Below are 491 nucleotides of genomic sequence, written 5' to 3' on the forward strand. Positions count from 1 at the left end.
GTGTAGATCGAGGCGCCGTAGACGGTCTTGCCGTCGATCTCACGCTTCTGGAAGAACTCGGCGACCTGCTTCAACTGGTCGAAAGTGGTCGGCGGGCCGAGATCCCAACCGTACTTCTCCTTGAATTCCTTCTGCAGTTCCGGCTTGGAGAACCAGTCCTTGCGATAGGTCCAGCCGACGACGTCGCCCATGGCCGGCAGCGCCCAGTAGTTCGGCGTGTTCTTCGGCCATTCCGAATAGCCGACGACGGTTGCCGGCACGAAATCGTCCATGCTGATCTTCTCCTTGTCGAAGAAGTCGTTCAGCTTGACGTAGTGGCCGTTCTCGGCAGCGCCGCCGATCCACTGGCTGTCGCCGATGATCAGGTCGCACAATTTGCCGTGCGAGTTCAGCTCGTTGAGGAAACGGTCGGCATAGTTGGTCCATGGCACGAACTCGAATTTCATGCCGATGCCGGTTTCCTTGGTAAAATCCTTGGACAGTTCGACAAG

1 protein-coding gene is annotated in these 491 nt (G+C 57.6%); it reads right to left on the reverse strand.

Annotation, left to right across the window (positions count from 1 at the left end):
* The coding region (locus EN906_RS36740) for an ABC transporter substrate-binding protein (protein ID WP_164777735.1) at nt 1-491 on the reverse strand (491 nt) is incomplete at both ends.

The organism is Mesorhizobium sp. M7A.F.Ca.CA.004.06.1.1 (assembly GCF_003999135.1).
Classification (GTDB): Bacteria; Pseudomonadota; Alphaproteobacteria; order Rhizobiales; family Rhizobiaceae; genus Mesorhizobium.